Raw genomic sequence first — 22,595 nt, 5'->3', positions numbered from 1 at the left:
GCCGGCCGGATCAGTTGGTGCCGGCGTCGGCGGAACCAGCCGTTGCCGGGGGCGTCGGGGGTGCCATGCGGGCGGCGACCTTGACGGCGTCGAGGCTCGCGCCGACGTCGTGCACGCGTACGGCCCAGGCGCCGCGGAAGGCGCTGATGGCGGTCACGGCGGCGGTCGCGGCGTCGCGTTCAACGGGCTGGGCGGCCTTGCCGGCGACGGTCAGGAGGCTGCCGAGGAAGCGCTTGCGTGAGCCGGCGACGAGGACCTTGTGACCCATGGCCTGCAGCACATCCAGGTGCTGCAGGAGCTCCCAGTTCTGGACCTCGTTCTTGGCGAAGCCCAGTCCCGGGTCCACAATGATCTGCTCCGGCGTGACGCCGGCGGCGTAGAGCTTTTCGCGGACACCGGCGAGTTCCGTCACCACTTCGCCGGCGACGTCACGGTAGTCCGTCAGGGAGTTCATGGTGCTGGCGTCGCCGCGGCGGTGCGTCAGGATGTAGGGGACCTTGGTGCGGGCGGCCAGTTCCGCCATTTCAGGCTCCATAGTCAGGCCCGAGACGTCGTTGATGATCGCGGCGCCGGCTTTCAGGGCCGCAGCCGCCGTCACGGCGTGGGTGGTGTCGATGCTGACGAGGGCGCCTGCCTTGACCAGGGCCTCGATGACCGGCAGGACCCGGCGCTGTTCCTCGTCAACGCCGACTGCCGTGGCACCCGGGCGGGTGGATTCGCCGCCGACGTCGATGATGTCCGCCCCGGCGTAGAACATCCGCAGTCCCGCCGCGATCGCCGTGTCCGGGGTCGCGTGCGCTCCGCCGTCGCTGAAGGAGTCGGGGGTGACGTTGAGGATTCCCATCACGAGTGTCCGGTCCGCGGGCAGGTCCTGGAACTTCGCCGCCGGGCGCGGTTTGCGCAGGATGGGCAGGGGCGAGGTGGCGGGCCCGGTCCCCGGGGCTGCAGCTAGGGAGTCCATAGTCTGTGTTCTTACCTTCCGAGTATGAGGCTCATGGCTTCGGCACGGGTGGCCGGGTCATGCAGTTGCCCGCGCACTGCGCTGGTGACGGTCTTGGCGCCGGGCTTGCGGATTCCCCGCATGGACATGCACAGGTGTTCACATTCGACGACGACGATCGCGCCGCGCGGTTTGAGGTGCGTGACGAGGGCCTCGACGATCTGGGTGGTCAGGCGTTCCTGTACCTGCGGGCGCTTGGCGAACATGTCCACGAGCCGGGCCAGCTTGCTCAGGCCCGTAACCTTGCCGTCATGAGACGGGATGTAGCCCACATGCGCCACCCCGTGGAACGGCACCAGGTGGTGCTCGCATGTGGAGTAGAACGGGATGTCCTTGACCAGCACGAGTTCCTCGTGGTCGAGGTCGAAGGTGGTGGCCAGGATCTCGGAGGGGTCGTGGTGCAGGCCGGCAAACATTTCCGTATAGGCCTTGGCCACCCGCTTCGGGGTGTCCAGGAGACCGCCGCGATCCGGGTCCTCGCCGATGGCCAGCAGGATTTCCCGCACGGCGGCTTCGATCCTGGGGCGGTCCACCTTGGACCGTGAATGTGGGGTTTCCCCGTCCCCCGCCGAAGCAGCAGCGGGGGCGGGAACGTCGTCGTCGAAGTTAGAAGTCACAGAAGAAGCCTAGCCGGGATGACCATCAGTCCCGATATCCGTTGCACCGCCCTGGAAGGACTCCTGTCCGGACACGCCCTGGGCATGCGGGGGCTGGGCATCCAGGGGCTCTTCGAGCCGGGCCTGCGTAGCTTCCTCCTGCGCTTCACGCTCCGCCTTTTCGCGGCGCGACTCCACCGGGCCGGCGGACTGGAGCGTGCGGGTCTCCTTGGAGAGCCAGACGTCGCGGAAGTCGCGCTTGCGGATGTTGGTGAAAACTTGCGCGATTTCGGCCTGGTTCAGCGTCTCGCGTTCGAGCAGTTCCAGCGCCAGTTCGTCCAGGACGTCCCGGTTCTCGGTCAGGATGGCGTAAGCCTCATCATGCGCGCCGTCGATCAGGCGGCGCACCTCTTCGTCGACGATGTAGGCGATCTGGTCCGAGTAGTTGCGCTCGTGGCCTGCGTCGCGGCCCAGGAACGGCTCGCCGCCGCCCTGGCCGAGGCGCACCGACCCGACCCTTTCACTCATGCCGAACTCGGTGACCATCTTCCGGGCGATTCCGGTGGCCTTCTCGATGTCATTGGAGGCACCCGTGGACGGATCGTGGAAGACGAGTTCCTCGGCGACGCGGCCGCCCATGGCGTAGGCCATCTGATCGAGCAGCTCGTTGCGGGTGATGGAGTACTTGTCGTTTTCCGGGACCACCATGGTGTAGCCGAGGGCACGGCCGCGGGGCAGGATGGTGATCTTGGTGACCGGGGCGGAGTTCCGCAGGGCAGCCGCCACGAGGGCGTGGCCGCCTTCGTGGTACGCGGTGACCTTGCGTTCGTGTTCCTTCATGACCCGGCTGCGCTTCTGCGGGCCTGCCATGACGCGGTCGATCGCCTCGTCGAGGGCGCGGTCATCGATCAGGTTGGCGTTGGAGCGGGCCGTCAGCAGGGCGGCCTCGTTCAGGACGTTGGCCAGATCCGCGCCGGTGTAGCCGGGGGTCTTCTTGGCAACAGCCTTGAGGTCGACGCCGGCAGCCATCGGCTTGCCCTTGGCGTGCACCTGCAGGATCTGGTCGCGGCCGATCAAATCGGGGGCCTCGACCGAGATCTGCCGGTCGAAGCGGCCCRGACGCAGCAGTGCGGGGTCCAGGACGTCGGGGCGGTTGGTGGCGGCAATCAGGATGACGTTGGTCTTGACGTCGAAGCCGTCCATTTCCACCAGCAGCTGGTTCAGGGTCTGCTCGCGCTCGTCGTTGCCGCCGCCGATTCCTGCGCCGCGGTGCCGGCCGACGGCGTCGATCTCATCGACGAAGATGATTGCCGGCGCGTTGGACTTGGCCTGCTCGAAGAGGTCGCGGACGCGGGAGGCGCCCACACCGACGAACATTTCCACGAAGTCGGAGCCGGAGATGGAGAAGAAGGGAACGCCGGCCTCGCCGGCAACCGCGCGGGCCAGGAGGGTCTTGCCGGTGCCCGGAGGGCCGTAGAGCAGCACGCCCTTGGGGATCTTGGCGCCGACGGCCTGGAACTTGGCCGGCTCCTGCAGGAATTCCTTGATCTCCTCGAGTTCCTCGACGGCCTCATCGGCGCCGGCGACATCGCTGAAGGTCACCTGGGGCATGTCCTTGTTGACGAGCTTGGCCTTGGACTTGCCAAACTGCATGACCTTGGACCCGCCGCCCTGCATCCGGGAGAGCAGGAACCAGAACAGGACGCCGAGCAACAGCACGGGCACCAGCAGGGAGAAGAGCCCGGAGAACCAGTTGTTTTCGAGCGGCTGGTCCGTGAAGCCGCCCGACGGTTTAGAGTCCGTGACCGCCTTGACGACGTCCTGGGCCCGGGCGTTTACGAAGTAGAACTGGACGTTCTTGCCCTTGTCCTGCCCGTCGACCTGCAGGTTGTCCTTAAGGACCAGGTCCACACGGTTCTCGGCGTCGAAAATCTTGGCCTGTTCAACCTTGCCGCCGGCCGTCAGCAGTTCAAGGCCTTTGTCGGTGTCGATCCGGCTCGCGCCGCCCGGTGCCAGGGTGGCAAATGCCAGCAGCAGCATGGCCACCACGACGACAATCCAGATGCCGGGGCCCTTGAAGAAACTCTTAGCTTTCATCTGTTCGGGGCTGGCCCCGTCCCTCCTGGTAGTGCTGCACGGCGACCGTTCTGCGCGCGTGTGGTGCTGCGTCAGGTTCTAGCTATACACCGTCGCACTAACTCACGCACGGCGGAGTGCAAAAGTTCCCTGTGGGCGTAGCGGGGCCGGGCCTCCCCGGCACCCGGGCGCCGGGCGGAGGGGTGCCTCTGCACGAACGATTTACTCGTAGACGTGCGGGGCCAGGGTGCCAACGAAGTCCAGGTTGCGGTACTTCTCGGCGTAATCCAGGCCATAGCCCACGACGAATTCGTTGGGAATGTCGTAGCCGACATACTTGACGTCGATCTTGACCTTGGCGGCCGTCGGCTTGCGGAACGCGGTGCAAATTTCCACCGACGCCGTGCCGCGGGATTCCAGGTTCGTCTTGAGCCAGGACAGTGTGAGGCCGGAATCGATGATGTCCTCGACGATCAGGACGTCCTTGCCCATCAGATCGGTGTCGAGGTCCTTCAGGATGCGGACCACGCCTGAGGACTGCGTGCCGGAGCCGTACGAGGAGACGGCCATCCAGTCCATGGAGACGTGGCTGTGCAGTGCACGGGCCAGGTCCGCCATGACCATGACGGCGCCCTTGAGCACGCCGACGATCAGGAGGTCACGGCCCGCGTAGTCCTTGTCGATCTGCGCCGCGAGTTCGGTGATCCGTTCCTGGATCTGTTCCTTGGTGTAGAGAACGTGTTTGAGGTCTGCCTGGACGTCGTTTGAATCCACCAATGGCTCCTGTGTAGATGCGGGGTGCGACTAATTTCGGGGCGGCTGTTGAGGCCGGAATACAAGCTTCCCACAGCGGGCGGCTTCGCGGGGAACACCGGAGGCACCGGACGGCTCCGCAGCAAGGAGCTGCGCGAGCGAGAGCCGGTAGACGCTGACCGCACCGGGAAGCTCCACCGGACCGGCTGATCCCTGCCGGCGCAAGAGTGCTTCCGCTGCGAGCAGGCGCTGGTAGCTGGGCTGCTGGCCTCCGACGGCGGCGGCGGCCTTGGCGATCACCCGGAACCTCACGGCCGGGGCAAGATCGCGCAGCTCAGCTTCCGGGAGGCTGATCTCCTCCCCGGTCTGCTCGCGCAGCCGGTCGAAGGTGTCGTTCGCCACGTCCTCCAGGTAATCGGCGTCCAGCTGGAGGATCGCGGCCGTGCGGGCGAGCGATTCGGCGACGCCGGGGCCGAGCTTGTCCTCAAGCAGGGGCAGCACTTCAACCCGGGTCCGGGAGCGCGCGTACACCGGGTCCGTGTTGGACGGGTCGTGCCAGGGCACCAGGGCCTCCACCCGGCAGATCTCAAGGGTGTCCGCACGCCGCAGGCCCAGGAACGGGCGCAGCAACCTGCCCCGGGAAGGTCGCATCCCGGCGAGGGACCGGGTGCCCGACCCCCGCGCCAGGCCGAGCAGCACTTGCTCGGCCTGGTCATCGAGGGTGTGGCCGAGCAGGATCGCGCCTGCACCCGCCTCATCCGCGGCGGCCTCGAGGGCCGCGTGGCGGGCGTCCCGGGCTGCCGCTTCGGGGCCCACGCCGGTGGATGCGACGTCGACAGTCCGGATCTGCACGGGAGAGAGCCCGAGGTCCTCAAGGGTCCGGGCGGCGGTGGCGGCGACCCCGGCCGAGCCCGGCTGCAGCTGGTGGTCCACGACGACGGCGCCAATGGACACAGGGCGGCCGTCCACGTGACCGCGGCGGGCGAAGTAGGCGGCGACGGCGGCGAGAGCGAGCGAGTCCGGCCCGCCGCTGCAGGCGACCAGGACGCGCTCGGGGTAGCCGGCCCCGGCAAGGGCGTCCTGCAGCATTTTTCGCGCCGTGCCGACCACCGGCGCGAGGCGGCCGGGCCGGCGTCGTCCGCTGGAAACTGAGGTCGAACCGGCCCCGTTGCGGGCAGTCATGACGGTTAGAGGCCCATCCGGTCGAGCCAGAGCTTGGAGTCGTGGATCTCGGGTTCGCTGGGGAGATGCTCAGCGGACTCCCAGACCTTGTTGAAGCCTGCCATGCCGGCGGCGTCCACCACTTCCCGGACGAACTTGGCGCCGTCAGTGTACTGGCGCATCTTGGCGTCGAGGCCGAGCAGGTTGCGGATGAACTTCTCGATCATGCCGCGGTCCTGGCCGCGGGCATTGAAACGCTGCCGGATGGTCTTCACCGAGGGGACGATGCTGGCGTCCACGGCGTCCATGACAACAGTGGCGTGGCCCTCGAGCAGGCTCATGAGAGCCGTCAGGCGGGACAGGGCCGCCTTTTCCTCCGGGTTCTGGAGCAGGTCCAGGATGGCGCCACGTCCGGGCGCGGCGCCGGGTGCCGCGCGGTCCTTCAGCGACTTCGCGGCGGCGGAGGCCCGTTCCATCAGGGAATCGACGTTGCCCAGCAACAGCCCGCTCAGGTTTTCGATCTCTTGGAGCATGTGGTGCCGCAGCCACGGGGCGGCGGCAAACTGCACCCGGTGCGTCTGTTCATGGAGGCAGACCCAGAGCCGGAAGTCCGCGGGCTCGACGTTCAATTCGCGTTCCACGGAGATGATGTTCGGAGCGACAAGCAGCAGGCGCCCGGATGCGGGGGCCGTGGAGTTTTCGGCCAACGCGGAGAAGGGATCGTACTGGCCCAGGACTTTGCTGGAAAGGAAGGCCAGGATGGCGCCGAGCTGGCTGCCGGTGATGGCCGCGCTGACGCCGGCAGCTCCGGGGCTGAGGGATCCGCGGCCCTCCAGCAGCTTTTGCATGGCGGGCTTGAGCATGACGGCGAAGCTTTGCGTGTTGGCCTTGGCCCATGAGGCCCTGTCCACCACGAGGACCTCGGAGTCGCGCAGGTCCCGGGCGGCGTCAAGGCCGGTGATGTCGTGGACGTGCGGCACGGAAATGTCCGCCATGAGCCGCAGGTTCTCGACGGCGGCGCCGATCTCGGCAGCGCTCAAAACAGGGCCCGCCGGGGTCAGGCGGGCCGCCGTGGACGCGGCGAGCTCCCAGTTGATGAGATCTTGGGCCTGGACCTCGCTTGATGTCCCACTCGGCGTCCTTGGTGATGGCTTGCTTGATGTCTCGCGTGCAGAGGGCTCCATGGGATCCATCAGAACACAGAGGCCCGACAATCCGCCTTAATTTTCGCTGACCGGCGAACCAGCCGGCCCAAGTCACGGGCGGGCACCGGGGTCCAGCCGGGCCGCCGACTGTCAGCGGCAGCCGCAGCCGGCGAGGACAGCGGCGGAGCGGTCCAGCGCGGCCTTGTTCGCGGCGCCCGGGGTCAGCCCGTTGCCGACGAACGAAAAGACCAGAAGCCGGCCGTCGGCGTCGACGACGTAGCCGCTGAGCGCAATGACCGTGTTCAGCGTGCCCGTCTTGGCGCGGACCAGCCCGGCGCCCGCGGCCGAAGCCGCGTCCGTGTACCGGTCCCCCAGCGTGCCGGTGAGACCGGCTACCGGGAACCCGGTGAGGGCGGCGCGCAGCCGGGCGTCTGTCCCCGAGGTCATGGCCCGGACCACGTCCGTGAGCTGCCGGGCCGAGACCCTGTTGGCCAGGGCCAGGCCGGAGACGTCCGCGGCCCGGAGGGCGTCCGTGGGAACGCCCATATCCCGGACCTGCGCCAGCACGGCGGCAATGGCGTCGTCGCTGCTGCCGGGCCGGCCGGCGCCGAGGGCGGTCATCCGTCCCATCACCTCGGCGAGATAGTTGTCCGAGGTCTGCAGCATGAAGTCCACCTGCTGCCCCACCGTGGCGGACTGGACCTCGGCCAGGACCTTGGCGTGTGCGCTGTCGTATGCGCTGTCCGGTGCGCCGGCGCCGATCCGGGCGACCCCGGGGGCCACGGACAGCCCCGCGGCCGCCGCGGCCGCCGTGAGCCGGGCGGCGAACGCCTCGGCGGCGGTCATGGCGGCGTCCTGCGGGCGGGGTCCGGTGGTCTTGGCGGGATCGAACCTGGCGGAGTTCAGGGCCAGCGGGTACAGCGGGGCCATCTCGCCGGCGGCCACGTCCTCGGGGTTCCATGCCTGGCTGAGCGACGGGCCGGTGAAGAGGGAGTCATCCAGCAGGACGCTCACGGCGCCGGTCACGCCGCCGGCCTGGAGGGCCTCGACCGTCGCGTCGGCGAGCGTCGCGAGCCCGGCACGGCCCAGAACGGCCGCGGGGGCGGATTCTCCGGCGCCCAGGAGGACGTCGCCCCCGCCGGTCAGGACYACCGAGCCGGGGGTTGGCCCGGCCACCACCCGGGTGCTGAAGCGGCGGTCCGGGCCCAGGACGCGCAGGGCCGCGCCCGCTGTGAGGAGCTTCATGTTCGACGCCGGAATGCGGGCCTCGTCGGCCGCGCGGTCAAAGAGCACCTGCCCCGTGGTGGCATCCTGGACGATCCCGGTGAAGGAGCCGGCGCCGTCGGGCTTTAGCGTCCCGTTGAGCTGCGCCGCGAGGGCAGCGCCGGCTGGGACTGGCGCGTTATCGCTGAGGGGCCCGATTCCAGCGGCACCGCTGCCGGGGGCGCTCAGCGTGGCGGGGATCTGCTGCCAGGGCGGGGCTGCCTGCGAGGCGCCGAAGGGCCGGTCAGGGCCGAGGAATGCCGGGGCGATGGCGATGCCGGCGGGCAGTGCCACCGCTACCACCAGGAGGGTCTGGAGCAGCAGTACGGGGATCCCGCGAATCCTGCCGGCCGCCTGTTCGGTGCCCGCGCGGCTGGTTCTCGGTTTCATGCTGCTGCTGGTCCTTAGTCCTGAAATGTCCCCACTAGTTCCTGAAACCAGCGCCTCTCGCTATATCCTCAATAGTAGTCGGCGGCACCGACAGCCCTTATGCACGTGCCGCGCACCCCTGAATTCGTCAAGGAGCATTCCATGAAGCATGACGTGACCATCGAGATCCCCAAGGGATCGCGCGTCAAGTACGAAGTCGACCACGAGACCGGCCGCGTCCGCCTGGACCGCGTCCTGTTCACGTCGATGCAGTACCCCACCCACTACGGTTTCTTCGAGAACACCCTGGGTGAGGATGGAGATCCGCTGGACGCACTGGTGCTCCTGCAGGACTTCGACCTTTACCCCGGCGTGATCGTCGAGTCCCGCCCGATCGGCGTTTTCAACATGACCGACGACGGCGGCGGGGACGCCAAGGTCCTGTGCGTCCCGACCGATGCCCGGTTCGACCACATCAAAGAGATCAGCGATGTCAGCGAGTTCCTGATCAAGGAAATCGAGCACTTCTTTACCCGCTACAAGGACCTGGAGCCGGGCAAGTGGGTCAAGGCCGAAGGTTGGGGCGACCGCGCCGCCGCCGAAGCCGAACTGGCTGCGTCCATCAAGCGCTACGTTCCGGCAGCCGGCCACTGACCGTTTCTGCGCTCCAACGCGGGGTTACTTGCCGCCCATCCGGACCTCCGGACCGGGCGGCAAGTGACCCCGCGTTTCTTTATTTACTGACGGCGCAACGGTGAGGACCCTCGGCGTCGACCTCGCTGCCGCCGAGAAGAAAACGGCGGTGGCGGTCATCGAATGGGCCGACGGCGCGGCACGCCTGGCGCAACTGTCCCTGGACGTTGGCGACGAGGAGATCCTCCGGCTCTTCGGCACCAGCGACATGACGGGAATCGACTGCCCCCTGGGCTGGCCGGACGCGTTTCTTCCCTTTATCGCCGGGCACCTGAACTTCGACGCCCATCCGGTGCTGGACCATGACGGGATCGAAGGCCGCCGGCTGCTGGCCTACCGGGACACAGACAGGTTCGTCACCGGCCAAACGGGCCTGATCCCGCTCAGCGTCTCCGCTGACCGGCTGGCCCACCCGGCGATGCGTTGTGCCGTCATCCAGGCAAAGATCGCCCGGGAATTCGGGGTGCAGGCCAGGGACGGCAGCGGCCGGCTCGCCGAGGTGTACCCGGCGGCTTCGCTGAAATTGTGGGGCCTGCCGACCCGCGGCTACAAGGGGCGGGGCGCACCGGAAACGGAGCGGCTGGCAGTGGCCCTGGACGCGCTGTCGACGGCCGCACCGTGGCTGGACCTGGCCGGACATGATGACCGGCTGGCCGCCTCCGATGACATGTTCGACGCCCTCATCGCCTCCCTGACCGCGCGGGCAGTGGCCCTGGGCAGGACGCTGCACCCCGATGACGGACATCGCCGGGCCGCCCTGACCGAGGGCTGGATCCACATCCCCCGGGGCGGGCTGCAAGAGCTCTCGGGCTAGCCCCGACGGAGGGGCTACTCTCGCAGCGACCAGTTGCTGATCGCGGCCGGGTCCTCGCCGTGCTCCCGGGTGTGGTCACGGGCGCGCATGCGGCTGTCCTGCAGGGACTGGCGCAGCAGCGAGTGCTTCTCGGACAACCCTGGGACCCGGTCGATCGCGTCAATTGCCAGCTGGAACCGGTCGATCCCGTTCAGCATGGCCATGTCGAAGGGGGTCGTGGTGGTGCCTTCCTCCTTGTAGCCGCGCACATGCAGGCCCTCCTGGTTGGTGCGCCGGTACGTGAGCCGGTGGATCAGCGCGGGATAGCCGTGGTAGGCGAAGATCACCGGTTTGTCCGCCGTGAAAATGCCGTCGAAGTCCCGGGACGTCAGCCCGTGAGGGTGCTCGCTGGCGTCCTGGAGCCGCATGAGGTCCACCACGTTGACCACCCGCACTTTCAGCCCGGGCGCCCCCTGCTTCAAGAGTTCGGCCGCGGCAACGGTTTCGACTGTGGGGACATCGCCGGCGCAGGCCAGGACGACGTCGGGCTCCTCACCGCTGACTTCGGAGCCGGCGAACTCCCAGATGCCCAGGCCGCGGCGGCAATGGTGCGAGGCCTCGTCCGGCCCGAGCCAGGTTGGCGAGGGCTGCTTTCCGCTGACCACGATGTTGATGTAGTCGCGGGAGTCCAGGCAGTGCTCCATCACGGCCAGCAGTGTGTTGGCGTCCGGCGGCAGGTAGACCCGGATGATCTCGGCCTTCTTGTTGACGGCGTGGTCAATGAAACCGGGGTCCTGGTGCGAAAAACCGTTATGGTCCTGCTGCCACACATGGGAGGACAACAGGTAGTTCAGCGAGGCCACGGGCTGGCGCCACGGCAGCTGCCGGTGGACCTTGAGCCACTTGGCGTGCTGGTTGAACATCGAATCGACAATGTGGATGAACGCCTCATAGCAGTTGAACACCCCGTGCCGGCCGGTCAGCAGGTACCCCTCGAGCCAGCCCTGGCAGAGGTGTTCGCTGAGGACTTCCATCACCCGCCCGGCGCGGGCAATATGCTCATCCAGCGCATCAATCCTGTACTGCCAGACCTTGTCGGTGGCGTCGTAGACGGCCTGCAGCCGGTTCGATGCGGTCTCGTCCGGGCCCAAGAGCCGGAAGGTGTCCGGGTTCAGGGCAATAACGTCCCGCAGCCAGGGTCCGAGCGTCGTCATCGGACTGATCCGCTCGACGCCGGGTTCGGCGACGTCGACGGCGTGCCGGCGGTAGTCCGGCAGGGTGAGCGGACGCAGCAGCAGCCCGCCGTTGGCGTGAGGGTTTGCGCTCATCCGCAGCGGGCCGGCAGGGGCGTTCCTGGCCGTCTCCGGCAGCAGCCGTCCGCGGCCGTCGAAGAGTTCCTCGGGCCGGTAGGACTCGAGCCACTGCTGCAGCTGGCTCAGGTGCTCGGGGTTGGTGCTGACCCCGCCCAGCGGAACCTGGTGGCTGCGCCAGGTTCCCTCCACCTGCAGCCCGTCCACCTCCTTGGGCCCGGTCCAGCCCTTGGGGGAACGCAGCACGATCATCGGCCACTGCGCTGCCCCGTCCTGCGCAGTGCCGTCCTGCGCCGTCCGGCCGCTGCGGTGGGCCTGCTGGATGGTCCGGATCTGGGCCAGGCAGGTGTCCAGCGCGGCCGCAAAATCCCGGTGGGCCGCGGCCGTGTCCGCCGGATCGGCCACGGTGACGAAATGGGGGACGTGCCCGTAGCCGCGCAGCAGCTGTTCCAGCTGGGCTTCTGGCATGCGGGCCAAAATCGTGGGGTTGGCGATCTTGTAGCCATTCAGGTGCAGGATGGGCAGCACCGCGCCGTCGGCCGCCGGGTCCAGGAAGTTGTGCGAATGCCAGCTGGCGGCCAGCGGCCCGGTCTCGGCCTCGCCGTCACCGATGACGACGGCGGTGATCAGCTCCGGGTTGTCGAAGACGGACCCGTACGCGTGTGCGAGTGAGTACCCGAGCTCGCCGCCTTCGCTGATCGAGCCGGGGGTCTCAGGGGCGGCGTGGCTTGGAATGCCTCCCGGGTAGGAGAACTGCCGGAACAGCTCGGCCAGGCCGGCTTCGTCGTCGCCGACGTGCCCGTAAATCTCCGAATACGTGCCTTCCAGCCAGGCGTTGGCCACCAATGCGGGGCCGCCATGGCCGGGACCGGCGACGAACAGCATTTGCTGGCTGTCCCGGCGGATGGCCCGGTTCAGGTGGGCATAGACGAAATTCAGTCCGGGCGTGGTCCCCCAGTGGCCAAGGAGCCGGGACTTTGTGTGTTCTGCGCTGAGGGGTTCGCGCAGCAGCGGATTGGACCGGAGGTAGATTTGCCCCACTGAGACATAGTTCGCCGCCCGCCACCAGCGGTCCACCAGGTCCATGGCCGCACCGTCCGGGATCGGGCCGGCCAGAATCGGGCCGTCGGCCGGCATTTGAGTGCGGGTGCTTCCATTCACGTCACTGCTGGACATGTCACTGCTCACTGGGGTCCTCGCATCCGTGGTCCTGCCTCGGCGTATTTTGTCCATCGCAACACGTCCGGCGGACGGGACACAACCCCGGTCCACGGGCGCTGCCGGCGACTTGCCCCCCAAGTGCCAGCAGGTAGTGTGTCATCCAGAATGTTCACGCTGACCATCAATCAAACCGACAGCCGGCGCGACGGCGACCGCGTGCCGCAGCTCCTGAGGGACCTGCGGCACATTCCGGCGCGCCTCGATTTCGACCGTTCCGTGGAGGACGAGGTACAGGGGATCGTGGACTGTCCGCATCAGGCGGTGGAAGCGGCCATGATCGCCCTGCGCAGCGGCAGCTGGTACGTCGGCATTGGCGTGGGACCGGTCAATGAACCCCTGCCGAACCAGATCAAGGACGCCTCCGGACACGGGCTGATCTATGCCAGGCGCGCCGTGGATCGCCTCCGGAACCACAAGGACCGCGTTCGGGTGGCCGTGGAGGGACCGCTGGCCGATATTGCGGCAGAAGCCGAGGCCGTCCTGCGCCTCCTGGGCCACATTGTGCACGACCGGAGCCACGCGGAATGGCGGGTGCTGGACCTGCTCACTCCGGGAGTACGGGGTCAGCAGAAGGCAGTCGCGGAGGAACTCGGGATCACTACGCAGGCCGTGAGCAAAGCCGTGGCCCGGTCCCAGTGGAACGAAGAGCACGCGGCCCGGCCGGGCGCGGCACGGCTCCTGGGCCTCATCCTGGACGTCCGCTAGCCGGCCCGGTCCCTTCCGGGAACCGTCCGCCCCGCGATGCCTAGAGGAGGCTGCGAAGCACGTGCGCGGCGCCGTCGTCGTAGACCGATTTCGTCACTTCATCTGCGGCGGCAATCACTTCAACGGGGGCCTGGCCCATGGCCACGCCACGGCGCGCCCAGGTCAGCATCTCGATGTCGTTGCGGCCGTCCCCGACGGCGATGGTGCGGTGGGCTTCAATGCTGAGCCGGTCCCGGAGCTGTTCCAGCGCGCTGGCCTTTGTGACTCCGGCGGCGGCAATGTCCAGCCACGCCGTCCAGCCCACCGAATACGTCACGCCGGCGAGCCCGATGTGGCGGATCGCGGTGTTGAACTCTTCGGGCGTGTTCTCCGAGCTGAAGACCACCACGCGCACGGCGGTTGCCTCAAGCATGGTCTGGAAGTCGACGCCGACCGCTTCGACGCCGAAGCTGGCGTCCTGGAAGCGTTCGGTGGACAGGAAGTTGCCGTCCGCGTCCTCGAGCGCGTACTTGGCAGTGGGCAGCCGCTTACGCAGGGCGCGGAGCACCGGCCCGGGGTCAAATGTTGCCTTATGGAGGATTTCATAGCCATCCGGCAGCCCGGAGTCGACGCGCAGGATCACACCGCCGTTGGAGCACACGGCGTAGCCGTTGTCGATCCCGATGTGTTCGATCACGGGCAACGTTGCGTTGAGGGAGCGGCCGGTGGCGATCATGACGTGGTGGCCGGCGGCCACGACGGCCTGGGCGGCCTCGCGGACGGGAACCGACATGTGCCCGTCGTGGTCCACGAGGGTGCCATCGACGTCCAGGGCGATCAGCATCTTTTCGCCGGCGCCGTTCCGGGCGCTTCTGTCCCGCGCTGACTTGATCGGGGCTGACTTGATCGGGGCTGACTTGACCGGGGCTGCCGTGATCGGGGCTGCCGTGTTCTTGTCTGTCGTGTTCTGGTGTGTGGTGCGCCGGTCATCGTTGCCGGCGACTGAGGATTCAGTCATGGTTGTCATCTCACAAGTAGAGCAGACACCMCCGACGGCCGCTAGGACACACGCCACAGCAGCGTGTTAACTTGTGGTAAACACCCACAGCTTCTCCCCAGTGTGAATGTTTACCCGGCGGCCACCGGAGGCCTGGCTGGGGTTAGGGACGGGGGGGTTAGAGGACGGGGAAGACCGTCATGCCGCCAAGGTACTTCTGCAGCGCGGCGGGGACGTTGACGGAACCATCGGGGTTCTGGTGGTGCTCCAGGATGGCCACGATCCAGCGCGTGGTGGCCAGGGTGCCGTTGAGCGTAGCCACGGCCCGCGTGCCCTTGGGCGCACCGTCCTCGTTCACAACCCGTTCCCGGATGTTCAGGCGGCGCGACTGGAACGTGGTGCAGTTCGAGGTCGAGGTCAGCTCCCGGTACGCGCCCTGGGTGGGGACCCATGCCTCACAGTCGAACTTCCGCGCCGCCGAATTGCCAAGGTCCCCGGCAGCGGTGTCAATGACACGGTACGGGAGCTCGCACTTGGCCAGCATCTCCTCTTCCCACGCCAGGAGGCGGTCGTGCTCGGCGGCCGCCTCCTCAACCGTCGTGTAGATGAACATCTCCACCTTGTTGAACTGGTGGACCCGGATGATGCCGCGGGTGTCCTTGCCGTGCGAGCCTGCCTCGCGGCGGTAGCACGAGCTCTGGCCCGCGTAGCGGATGGGGCCGGCCGAAAGGTCCAGGATCTCGTCGGCGTGGTAGCCGGCCAGGGCCACTTCCGAGGTGCCCACCAGGTACAGGTCGTCTTCGGCGAGACGGTAGATCTCGGCGTCGTGCTTGACGTCGAAGCCGGTGCCCTGCATGGTTTCCGGGCGGACCAGGGTGGGCGTGATCATGGGGACGAACCCGGCGTCGATCGCCTGTTCCATGGCCATCTGGAGCAGTGCCATTTCCAGCCGGGCGCCGACTCCGCGCAGGAAGTAGAACCGGGATCCGGAAACCTTCGCCCCGCGTTCCATGTCAATGGCCCCGATCAGCTCACCGATCTCCAGGTGGTCCTTCGGCTCGAAGTCGGGGAATTCGCGCGGCGTGCCCACCTTCTTGACCACAATGTAGTCGTCCTCGCCGCCAGCCGGGACGCCGTCCTCGATCAGGTTGGGGATGGCGCGGAGCAGTTCCTCCTGGGCCGTTTGAGCTACATCGGCCTCGGCCGATGCGCTCTTGACGGAGGCAGCCAGAACCTTCAGCTCGGCGAGGAGGGCCTGCTTTTCCTCGCCCTTGGCCTGGGCGACCTTCTTGCCGTAGGCATTCTGTTCGGCCCGGAGGTTCTCGAACCGGATCAGCGCCGCTCGCCTGGCCGAGTCCGCAGCGATGATCGCGTCCACCACGGATTCGTCGGCGCCGCGGGCGCGCTGGCTGGCACGGAACTTGTCCGGATATTCGCTGAGGTCTTTTACGTCGATCACCAGACAAGAGTATCCAATCCGGCCACCGTTGCCGGGCAAGCCGGTCGGGGGCGCTGGCGGGATACTGTTGGATCACAATGCGCGACTGGCTGCTCTACCTCGTCATCGCTGGGGTCTTGGTCTTTGCCGCCTCCAGTTGGTGGGGGGTGCGCCGGCTGAAGGCCAAGCACACCCGCCCTGCCGTGTGGGAGGAAACCCACAGCCCTGGCACGGGCCGCCAGAAGGTTGCCGTGGTCCTGAACCCGATCAAGGCGAGATCGGCCGAGGCCCGGGGCCTGATTGAAGCCGCGTGCGCGGAGGCGGGCTGGCCGGCGCCGCGCGTCTTCGAAACCACCGCGGAGGACCCCGGCTTCTCGCAGGCGCGGGCGGCGGTGGCCTACGGGGCCGACGTCGTACTGGCCGGTGGCGGCGACGGTACCGTGCGTGTGGTGGCCGAGGTCCTTGCCGGGACGGACATCCCGATGGGCCTGGTCCCGCTGGGCACCGGCAACCTCCTGGCCCGCAATGTGCATCTGGAGGTGAACGACCTCCCCGGCAACGTGCAGGCCTCCTTGTTCGGACACCAGCGGTTCATCGATACGGCGCGGCTCACCTTGGAGAATTCACGCACCGGGGAATCCGCGCAGTACACGTTCCTCGTGATCGCGGGCATCGGCATGGACGCCGAAGTGGTCACTGACACCCTAGATGGCCTGAAGAAGGCCGTGGGCTGGCTGGCGTACACGGAAGCCTGGGTCCGGCACCTTGCGGGGCGTCGCAAGAGGGTCTCGATAGCGCTCGATGACCAACCCGAGCAGACCCGGAAGATCCGCAGCGTTTTGTTCGCGAATTGCGGCCTGATCCCCGGGGGAATCGACTTCATCCCGCAGGCCATGATCGATGACGGGATGCTGGACATCGTGGTGATGAGCCCGCGCAGTGCAATCGGCTGGCTGGCCATGTCCACAAAAATCGTGCTAAAGCACAAGAAAGACCTGCCGGTCATGACCTATTACCGCTCCGGCAAGATCACCATCCGATGCCCCGAACCTATGCCCACCCAGGTGGACGGCGATCCTTCCGGGGAGGCCACGAAGGTCGTCGTGGAAGTGGCCCCGGGATCCCTGCTGGTCCGGGTCAAGGACGGTATCAAAGGCGGCTAGGCGCCGACGGCGGCTGGAGCGAGGGCTAGGCGCTGGCGGCCTTCTTCGCCTCAGCCGCTTTTTTCGCCTCTGCTGCAGCCTTGGCGGCCCGGGCTTCGGACTGCTCCCGGATCATTGCCTGCTCCTCTTCGAAGCGCAAGCGGTCCGCGCGGTCGGCGTCGTCGCCGTCCCAGTCCTGGTTCTCAGCAGTCGGCTTGGGATTGACAATCATTCCCTGGCCGTCATTTTCTGTGCTGGTGCCTGACATGACCCGCTCCCTCCCGTAGGGGACTTCCCCAATATGGATCAGGCAAGCATACGCACAGTTGGGAAGTGGTGGAAGTGCGCCATATGGCATTTGCCTACGCTCTGGGCGAAGCCCCCGGGGTATATTCCGCCTCAGCAGATGCGCCGCCCAGAATGTCTTTCACCCACGCATGCGCGGCGCGGAATGCCTGGTCCGAGGTATGCGGGGCAACGCTGGTGCGGTGGCCGTCGGCACGCTCGTAGGAACCGAGGAAGCGTGTGGCCGGGCTGATCCGGTGCAGACCCGCGAGCGCGTCGGCCACCCGGGCGTCCGCCACGTGGCCGTCGGCGTCAATGCTGAAAAAGTAATGGCCCAGGTACTGCCCGGTCGGCCGGGATTCGATCCGGCTCAGGTTCACGCCGCGGGTGGCGAACTGGTCCAGGATCTCCATCAGCGCACCCGGCCGGTCCTCGGGCAGGGGCACCACCACGGTGGTCTTGTCCGCGCCGGTGGGGGCAGGCAATTCGCCCGGCCGGCCCACGAGCACGAACCGGGTGACCGCGCCCGGGTTGTCGCCGATGTTTTCCGCAAGCACCTTCAGGCCGGGCTGCTCTGTGGCCACTATCGGGGCGCAGATCGCGGCGTCGTAATGGACGCTGTCGCCGTCCAGCAGGCCTATGGCGGCAGCGGCGGTGGAAGACCCGGGGATATATTCCGCATTGGGAATATTAGCTTCAACCCAGAGCCTGCACTGGGCCCAGGCATGACCGTGGGTGGAGACGCGCCGGATGTCCCCGATTGCGACGCCGGGCCTGGCCACCAGGACGAAGCTGATGGGCACCAGGGCCTCCCGGAGGATCCTGAGTTCCTGGCCGGTGGCGATGGCGTCGAGGGTGGCCGTGACGCCGCCCTCGACCGAGTTTTCGATCGGCACCATGGCCGCATCGGCGGAGCCGTTCCGCACCTTGTCCAGCGCCGTGTTCACATTCGAGGACGGGATGCGGATGGCCTCGGCCGCGTCCGGGACCTGCATCAGGGCAGCCTCGGTGAAGGTGCCCTCGGGTCCGAGGAATGTGTAGGTGAGCGTTGGTGCGGGCATCAGTTCTTCCTTCTTCGGTTACAGGACGACCGGTTTAAGCCCGTTGTCGGACACCAAAGGCATGCCGGACTCGACCCACTGGTCCATGCCGCCGGCCACATTCACCGCGGAATATCCCATTCCGACCAGCCACTGAGTGGCCCGGTAGGAACGGCCGCCGGTGCGGCAAATAACATAGAGGTCCTCGTCCGGGTCAAGCTCCTCGACCCGGGCCGGCAGCTGGTCCATGGGAATGTGCAGGGCACCCTCGGCGTGGCCCGCAACCCATTCGTAGTCCTCGCGGACGTCCACGATCTTGGCACCATCGGGGATGCCCGACACGCTCACGGTCTGGAAGTCGCTCATGTTCACCCTTTCCGCAGATTTGAAGCTCCGATCCCAGCGTATCCCCCGCCGCTTCCAGCGCGCCCACGCCGGCGGCAGGTTACGCTTCTGGAGACCGCAAAGGAGACCTCATGGCAGCCCAACACCCCGCGGAGCGGTCCGTCCGCGGCCCCCGCCACGGGACATGCCCTCCCCTGGCCGCGAGCGCTGGGCATAATGCCATTGTGTCCTTCCGCAGTTCCCAAGAATGGGCATGTCCCGCGGGGATTCGGGCCGCGCGGCCCACGGAACGGCCGGGACCCCGCCTCCTTGGCTGAGATCCACGAGCTCTCGGCCGTCGAGCTCCGCGATGCGCTCCGGTCCGGGGAACTGTCCGCCAGGCAGGCCACCGATCATTTCCTGGACCGCATCGAAGCCCACAATCGGCAGCTCGGGGCCTTCATCACCGTCACCGCGGAGCAGGCGCAGAAGGACGCCGCGGCAGCTGACCGGCTCCACGCCCTCCGGAGCCGGAACGGCGGCGCCTTGCCGCCGCTGCATGGGGTACCGGTCGCGTTCAAGGACCTGACGGATGTGGCAGGGGTCGTCACCACGCATGGCAGCGCCGCACTGGAGCGTAAACCGGCGCTGGCCGACGGCGCACTTCCCGTCGCGCTCAAGACTGCGGGGGTCATCTCGCTGGGCAAGACCCAGGTCCCGGAGTTCGGCCTGACGGCCTACAGCGAGAACCGGGTCGCTCCGCCGTCGCGCAATCCGCATGCGCTCAGCCGCAGTTCGGGCGGCTCCTCGGGCGGCAGCGCTGCCGCCGTGGCCGCGCGGATGTTGCCGTTCGCCCCCGGGTCCGACGGCGGCGGCTCCGTCCGGATCCCGGCCGCGGCGTGCGGGCTGGTCGGGCTGAAGCCCGGACGTGGGCTCGTGCCGGCGGGGGAAAGCTCCGGCGATCCCGCGCAGCTCGTGGTAGCCGGACCGCTCGCCCGCTCCGCCGCCGATGCCGCCCTGCTGCTCGATGCCCTGATGCCCGGCGCGGCTCCGCACGGTGCAAGCCAAAGTGAGGACGGACCGGCTGCGGCAGGCCCGGCGGAGGCCGGATATCTCGAACTGACTGCCAGGGAGCCGCGCCGGTTGCGGATCGGGATAAGCCTCGACAGCCCGTGGCAATCGATCTTCCCTGTCATCCCGGACCCGGAGGCGCTCGACGCGCTGGCCGGCGGCGTCGCGCGGCTTGAGGCGGCGGGCCACGAGACCTCGACTGCAGCGATTCGCTATGACAACCGCTACCCGGATGCCTTCACCACAGCGTGGACCGCCGGCATTGGCAGCGCGCGAATCTCGCCCCAGCGCGAGGCGCTGCTGACCCCGCTCACCAGGACGTTCCGCCGGCGCGCACAGCAGCGCAGTGCGGCCAAAGTCAACGAATCCGTCGGGTTCCTCCGGCAGTTCCAGCGGGACACGATCGCGCAGTACACCCCATGGGACCTCATACTGACGCCGGCCCTGGCACAGACACCCCGCCCGGTGGGCTGGTTCACGGGCGCGACCCACGGCGGGGGCTACTGGCCGGTCGCGGAATGGGCGGGCGACGCCGACGACGACTACCGCAAACAATGCGAATACGCGCCGTGGTCGTCCATGGTGAACGTCTGCGGGCTGCCGGCGATCAGTGTCCCGGTGCACTGGACCGGCGGCGCCCCCGGTTCCGGCCTGCCGATGGGCATCCAGCTGATCGGGCCAATGGGTTCCGAGGGACTGCTGCTGCAGGTGGCCGCCCAACTGGGGTTCTAGCCAAGGACCCGCCACTCACCGGGGACATGCCCAGTTCTCACGCCGGACACGGGACATTTTCGGAACGCAGGTCAAGCAGGGGACATGCCCACCCTCCACCGTTGAGGACATGCCCATTCCCCACGCCGCACCCGGGACATGTCCGGTGCTCATCCTGGACATGCCCACCCCTTGCCGCGGCCGCTGGACACAATGCCATCATGTCCACCCGCGGGCGCCAAGAATGGGCATGTCCCCCGGCCGGGCCCAGGAAGCCAGCCAGACACCTACCCCGTGGCACCCAGGAATCCAGCGGGCCGCCCTTCGTTCCGCGACGGACCGGCCCCCTACCCGCGGAAGTAGCCGGCGACGTCGGCGATGATCTGGACGGATCCGCTCGAGTTATTCGTAATCTTGACGTTGCCGTCCGGCCCCACCGGAACCACGGCCAGGTTGGCGATCGTCTGGCCGCGCACGTAGAACAGGCTCGAGGCGTTCGGCGTGGGCGACCCCGAGCCGAACGCCGTGAGGAACCCGGTGGACTTTGCCTCGGTGGTCGTCAGGTTGACCACCACGGCGGCCACGGTTGTCGCGATTCCCTTGACGCCGCGCACGTGGAACGTCAGCGAGGCCCCGGCCGCGACGGGGCCGGAGGAGACCCGCGTGTCCAGGAAGCGCGTGGGGCTCAGGGCGCGGAGGGCGCCTGCCTGGACGGGTTTGCCGGGCAGGAAGTATCCCGCGACGTCAGCAATGACCTGCGCGGCCCCGGATGAGGTGTTCGACACCGTCACTTTCCCGTCCGTCCCGACGGGGACCACGACGAGGTTGGGCACGGTCTGCCCCGCCGAGTAGTTGACATTGGACGCCCTCGGCATCAAGGAACCCGCGGCGTACGCGGTCAGGAAACCGAAGCTCGCTGTCTGGGTCGCCGTGAGATTCAGGACCACCGCCGAGGCGTTCGTCGGGATCCCCAGCTTGCCACCGACCATGAAGGACACCGATTTTCCGCCGGCAACCGGCCCGGAGGACAGCCGCGTGTCCAGCAGCCGGGTGGGCGCCACGGAACTGAACGTCCCCGGCGACGACGGCTTGCCCTCGTGGAAATAGGCGGACACATCTACGATCAGATGCGCTGTCCCGGACGAGGTATTGGTGAGCGTCAGCCGGCCGTCCGCGCCCAGGGGCACCATGGCGAGGTTTGAAACGGTCTGCCCGGCAACGTAGTTCAGGTTTGAGGTGCCTGGTTTGTTTGTTCCGGAGGCGTAGGCGGTGATGACGCCGTACGACGTCGGCGAGGTCACCGTCAGGTTCACGACGACGGCGGACGCGTCGGCCGGCACGCCGCGGACGCCGGCAACGCGGAACGTTACCGACTTGCCCGCAGCCACCCGGCCCGGCCAGACCCTGGTGTCCAGGAATCGCGTCGGATCGATGGCAATGGCCCGGCCCGCACAGTTCGGCACTGCGAGATCCGGAGTGGCAATGCCGGACGCTTGAGTGTTCGCGATCGCCTTCCGATACGCGGAAAGGTATGACCTTCCCAGGTATTCGATGCCGGCCCGGGAGAAGTGGGTCATGTCCCCCGGATTCAGGGCGCAGGCCAGGGAGGGCGCGAAGCCGGTATAGGCGACGCGGCCCGGAGTCTGGTACTGGCTCTTGTCCACGTTGCCCCTGCCCGGAGTGGCCGCGATGCCTTCCGGCGACATCCGTCCCAGCACAAAGGGCAGCTTCGGCGCGGACAGCCGGTCGCGGAAGAAGGCAATGAGCTGGTCCAGCCTCGCACTGTAGGTGGCAGTGCTTGTGGCGGAGTTGCTCTCGCCCTGGTGCCAGAGGATGCCCTTGAGGCTCACGGTGTAGCCGGCCGTTTTCGCCGCCGCGATGCCGCTCAACGTCTGCTTGACGGCGAGCGTCGGCAAATCGAACTCCGGGGCCGAAGCCGCGCCGACGGCCCAGGTCAGGGTCCCCGGCAAGCTGGTGAATGCGGTGTCGCCGTGCGCGGCCGGGATGATGAGGACTCCGACGTCGGGGGGCTGGGTCTTCAAATACTCGCGGGCCATGGTCATCGCGGGGGAAATGCCGCTGGGCGTGTCGTTCATGTCCAGCGGGACAGAGGCAGGGCGGAGCGAGCGGATCTTGGCTCCGTACTGAAAGATTCGTGGGTTCGGCGCCGTGTCTGCCGTTTCAATGATGGGAACGCCCCGCCCGGACATGTTCGACTGCCCGGCGGCGAGAAAGACGTGAAGAGTGGTGACTTTCCCTACAGCCTGCGCCGGTACAAGGCCCGCCATCATGAGGGCAGAAACCGCCAGGCCGATCAGGAAGCGGTGAAGCCACCGGCCGTGGGCCCATGTGGCGGACCTTCCTGACGGGGCCGGGGCCGAGGGCCACCGGGGTGGCCGCGGAACAGAGGCCGTTGTTGAGGAAGGCAATACCCTCACCACCCTCACCGCGGCCCTGCCGGGTTCGGGGGACGACAGAGCTTTCCCCGACCAGCCATGGTTCACACTCTGGCCCTGCCACCTT

At 67.8% G+C, this 22,595-nt stretch carries 20 protein-coding genes; 6 read left to right on the top strand and 14 right to left on the bottom strand.

The window, feature by feature from the left end; genetic code table 11:
• Nucleotides 1–10: 10 nt before the first annotated feature.
• The 7 genes from folP to dacB all read right to left on the bottom strand — a co-directional run bounded on the left by folP (nt 11) and on the right by dacB (nt 8,384).
• Nucleotides 11–961: a dihydropteroate synthase gene (folP, locus tag AC1D2F_RS01560; protein WP_229994115.1), complete on the bottom strand. Its 951-nt coding sequence runs from the start codon at nt 959–961 to the stop codon at nt 11–13.
• 11 nt (nt 962–972) lie between these two features.
• Nucleotides 973–1,617 (bottom strand): GTP cyclohydrolase I FolE, encoded by a 645-nt coding sequence (folE, locus tag AC1D2F_RS01555; RefSeq protein ID WP_229994114.1) that lies wholly within the window; start codon nt 1,615–1,617, stop codon nt 973–975.
• 9 nt (nt 1,618–1,626) lie between these two features.
• Nucleotides 1,627–3,693: an ATP-dependent zinc metalloprotease FtsH gene (gene ftsH, locus AC1D2F_RS01550; protein WP_476966049.1), complete on the bottom strand. Its 2,067-nt coding sequence runs from the start codon at nt 3,691–3,693 to the stop codon at nt 1,627–1,629.
• Nucleotides 3,694–3,894: 201 nt separating this feature from the next.
• On the bottom strand, nt 3,895–4,446 hold the full coding sequence (hpt, locus tag AC1D2F_RS01545) for a hypoxanthine phosphoribosyltransferase (protein ID WP_091564803.1): 552 nt from the start codon (nt 4,444–4,446) through the stop codon (nt 3,895–3,897).
• 30 nt (nt 4,447–4,476) lie between these two features.
• Entirely contained in the window at nt 4,477–5,514 is a 1,038-nt protein-coding gene (gene tilS / locus AC1D2F_RS01540; protein WP_476966101.1) for a tRNA lysidine(34) synthetase TilS, read from the bottom strand.
• 98 nt (nt 5,515–5,612) lie between these two features.
• Nucleotides 5,613–6,770, bottom strand: coding sequence for a zinc-dependent metalloprotease (locus AC1D2F_RS01535; protein WP_476966048.1), 1,158 nt, complete (start codon nt 6,768–6,770; stop codon nt 5,613–5,615).
• 111 nt (nt 6,771–6,881) lie between these two features.
• Nucleotides 6,882–8,384, bottom strand: coding sequence for a D-alanyl-D-alanine carboxypeptidase/D-alanyl-D-alanine endopeptidase (gene dacB / locus AC1D2F_RS01530; protein WP_476966047.1), 1,503 nt, complete (start codon nt 8,382–8,384; stop codon nt 6,882–6,884).
• A 141-nt stretch (nt 8,385–8,525) separates the two neighbouring features.
• Between dacB and AC1D2F_RS01525 the strand changes: the two genes are divergently transcribed.
• The gene (locus tag AC1D2F_RS01525; protein WP_018774943.1) at nt 8,526–9,017 is read left to right on the top strand and encodes an inorganic diphosphatase; all 492 of its coding nucleotides are present in this window, start codon (nt 8,526–8,528) and stop codon (nt 9,015–9,017) included.
• Between the two features lie 100 nt (nt 9,018–9,117).
• Nucleotides 9,118–9,870, top strand: coding sequence for a DUF429 domain-containing protein (locus tag AC1D2F_RS01520; RefSeq protein WP_476966046.1), 753 nt, complete (start codon nt 9,118–9,120; stop codon nt 9,868–9,870).
• Between the two features lie 14 nt (nt 9,871–9,884).
• Here the strand turns inward: AC1D2F_RS01520 and AC1D2F_RS01515 are convergent, their stop codons facing one another.
• Entirely contained in the window at nt 9,885–12,296 is a 2,412-nt protein-coding gene (locus AC1D2F_RS01515) for a phosphoketolase family protein (RefSeq protein ID WP_364747073.1), read from the bottom strand.
• 189 nt (nt 12,297–12,485) lie between these two features.
• On the opposite strand from AC1D2F_RS01515, the gene AC1D2F_RS01510 reads away from it, so the two are divergent.
• Complete coding sequence (locus AC1D2F_RS01510; protein WP_229994109.1) at nt 12,486–13,085, top strand: hypothetical protein; 600 nt, start codon at nt 12,486–12,488, stop codon at nt 13,083–13,085.
• Between the two features lie 40 nt (nt 13,086–13,125).
• Here the strand turns inward: AC1D2F_RS01510 and AC1D2F_RS01505 are convergent, their stop codons facing one another.
• Nucleotides 13,126–13,956 carry an HAD family hydrolase gene (locus AC1D2F_RS01505; protein ID WP_476966100.1) on the bottom strand — a complete coding sequence of 277 codons (831 nt, stop codon included), beginning with the start codon at nt 13,954–13,956 and terminating at the stop codon, nt 13,126–13,128.
• Here AC1D2F_RS01505 and AC1D2F_RS01500 point away from each other — a divergent pair.
• Nucleotides 13,856–14,152, top strand: a complete 297-nt coding sequence (locus AC1D2F_RS01500) for a pentapeptide repeat-containing protein (RefSeq protein ID WP_476966099.1) — start codon at nt 13,856–13,858, stop codon at nt 14,150–14,152. The genes AC1D2F_RS01505 and AC1D2F_RS01500 overlap by 101 nt on opposite strands.
• Before the next feature lie 87 nt (nt 14,153–14,239).
• Here the strand turns inward: AC1D2F_RS01500 and serS are convergent, their stop codons facing one another.
• Entirely contained in the window at nt 14,240–15,520 is a 1,281-nt protein-coding gene (gene serS, locus AC1D2F_RS01495) for a serine--tRNA ligase (protein ID WP_229995923.1), read from the bottom strand.
• Nucleotides 15,521–15,597: 77 nt separating this feature from the next.
• Between serS and AC1D2F_RS01490 the strand changes: the two genes are divergently transcribed.
• Nucleotides 15,598–16,662 (top strand): diacylglycerol/lipid kinase family protein, encoded by a 1,065-nt coding sequence (locus AC1D2F_RS01490; RefSeq protein ID WP_229995922.1) that lies wholly within the window; start codon nt 15,598–15,600, stop codon nt 16,660–16,662.
• Between the two features lie 25 nt (nt 16,663–16,687).
• On the opposite strand, the gene AC1D2F_RS01485 is transcribed toward AC1D2F_RS01490, so the two are convergent.
• From AC1D2F_RS01485 to AC1D2F_RS01475, 3 genes are all read right to left on the bottom strand, one after another.
• Nucleotides 16,688–16,909: a hypothetical protein gene (locus tag AC1D2F_RS01485; RefSeq protein WP_018774949.1), complete on the bottom strand. Its 222-nt coding sequence runs from the start codon at nt 16,907–16,909 to the stop codon at nt 16,688–16,690.
• 94 nt (nt 16,910–17,003) lie between these two features.
• Entirely contained in the window at nt 17,004–17,987 is a 984-nt protein-coding gene (gene pheA / locus AC1D2F_RS01480) for a prephenate dehydratase (protein ID WP_476966045.1), read from the bottom strand.
• A gap of 18 nt (nt 17,988–18,005) precedes the next feature.
• Nucleotides 18,006–18,332, bottom strand: a complete 327-nt coding sequence (locus AC1D2F_RS01475) for a rhodanese-like domain-containing protein (protein WP_229995920.1) — start codon at nt 18,330–18,332, stop codon at nt 18,006–18,008.
• 288 nt (nt 18,333–18,620) lie between these two features.
• Here AC1D2F_RS01475 and AC1D2F_RS01470 point away from each other — a divergent pair, with 288 nt between their 5' ends.
• A complete protein-coding gene (locus AC1D2F_RS01470) occupies nt 18,621–20,093 on the top strand; it encodes an amidase (RefSeq protein ID WP_476966044.1) in 1,473 nt (490 codons plus the stop codon).
• Nucleotides 20,094–20,419: 326 nt separating this feature from the next.
• Here AC1D2F_RS01470 and AC1D2F_RS01465 read toward each other — a convergent pair whose 3' ends face one another.
• Nucleotides 20,420–22,363, bottom strand: a complete 1,944-nt coding sequence (locus AC1D2F_RS01465; protein WP_364746877.1) for a sialate O-acetylesterase — start codon at nt 22,361–22,363, stop codon at nt 20,420–20,422.
• Nucleotides 22,364–22,595 lie beyond the last annotated feature (232 nt).

It is taken from the genome of Arthrobacter sp. P1_B3 (assembly GCF_056406615.1).
This window is presented reverse-complemented; position numbering and strand designations above follow the sequence as displayed.